Annotated in this window: 1 pseudogene; it reads left to right on the top strand. The window is 64.4% G+C overall.

The window, feature by feature from the left end:
* Positions 1-1,273 (top strand): annotated as a pseudogene (locus tag C7C56_RS29195) (hypothetical protein); the annotation flags it as partial.
* Positions 1,274-1,768: the final 495 nt, after the last annotated feature.

Here is a 1,768-nt window from a genome sequence, read left to right on the forward strand (position 1 = left end):
CAACACGGAAACCGACCCGGTCGCGAGCTTTGTCGGCGTGGCCGCTTACGAAAAGGCGGGGGGCGTCATCAACCGCGATCTTTTCAGCACCGAAATGACCGGTTACATGACCGACCCCGTTTTGCTCGACACGCTCGCCGTGGCGAAGCTCAAACCCCATGCCAACAAGCTGGAAAAGCAGGGATCGGCATGGGTCGAGATCCGCGTTCGGTTCGACTCGGCCGCGTTGGCCGACTATCACAAGGCCCGCACGGCACGGGCCGCGCCCTCCCCTGCCCAGAAGGCGGCGCTCGACCAGATCGACGTCGAGCTGGTGGCGGTCAACGAGGAAATGGCCCGCCTTCAACCGGCAGACGACGATGTGGAAGATGAAGATGCCGACGACGTGGAACCCGATGGCGAGGCTTGCGACACAAGTGCCTTGAATGCGAAGCGACAAGCCCTGCGCGCCCAACGCAACGGCATCACCGACACGTTGCTCCAATTGCTTCCGGCAGACGTGGCGCTCGCCGGCGCGGTCGTCACGATCGACCGTCAAGGCAAGGTCTTTGTGCACCGGAATCTTATCCGGGCGGCGGACAAGTCCAAGATGGGAAAGGTTGCCGGTGCCGAGGCGTTCGGCGATGAGTCGCAGAAGCCCAAGGCTCCCAAGGCCGTTCACTCGGAACGGCTCGTCCGCCTGATGACGTCCCACCGCACCGCCGCGCTGCGAGCGGAGGTGATGGTCAAGCCCGATGTCGCGCTCGTGGTGCTCACGCACGCACTGGTCCGCGATGTGTTTTTCGCGCGCGGCTACTCGCAGGCGATCACGCAGATCGCCTTGAAGGGCCCCACGCTGGACGACACCATCGAGGACAGCCCCGCCTGCGCCGTCTTCGAGGCCAAGCGCGCGGCACTGGCGGCAATGCTGCCAGCGGACGCCGAGTTATTGTTTTGCTGGCTGCAGCAGCAATCGCAAACACTCGTGCTGGAACTGATGGCGTTCTGCACCGCCTACGCGCTCGACGCCGTGCAAGGGCGCGAGTCGCCCTCTCAGGCGTTTGTGGAAATCGCTAAGGCGGTCGACCTGAAAATGGGCGACTGGTGGAAACCGACGGCGGCGAATTATTTTTCCCACGTCTCCAAGAGCCGGGTCATCGACGTTGTGAGTCAAGCGATATCGCCCCAAGCGGCAGCGCCCCTCGGCGCGATGAAAAAGGAACTCGCCGCGCAGGCTGCCGAGCGCGCACTTGCCGCAAGCTCATGGCTTCCGGAGGTGCATCAAACGGCTTAAGCTGCGCCCGCGTTGAGCGTTCAGGTCAGCCGCTGGCTGGCCTGAATTGCGTCCGATGGCTTGACCGGCACCCTCCCCCGCGACATTTTCTTATCGAGAAGAATTTTAGCCGCTAAAGTTGCCAGCCTTGGGCTGGTGCTCTAACGAAGGTCGCTCATCAAGGGGCTTGGCCCCTTGGCCGCTAGGCTTATCCCATACTCGGAACGGCGCCAGGCGCCGACGTCGACTCTTGGCTCGCGGAACAGCCTGCCGGCCACGCCTGCCATCGCTGCAAGTGCGCGATACCCCCCGCCCGTGCAGCACCCCCTTGGCCGCTAGGGTTGCAAAGGCAGCGCGGCGCTGCGCGCCCCGCCAAAACCGGCCACGCCCTCGCCGGACTCGCCCAGCCCTCTGGGGCCGCCCCGCCCTCGCCATTGGGCTCAGGTTGCCTTCGGCAATCCTTTGCTTTTCATTAACGGCGGCGTCGAAACGCCCAGGGCGGTCGTGAGATTGCGC

It is taken from the genome of Massilia glaciei (genome assembly GCF_003011895.2).
Taxonomy (GTDB): domain Bacteria; phylum Pseudomonadota; class Gammaproteobacteria; order Burkholderiales; family Burkholderiaceae_D; genus Telluria_A; species Telluria_A glaciei.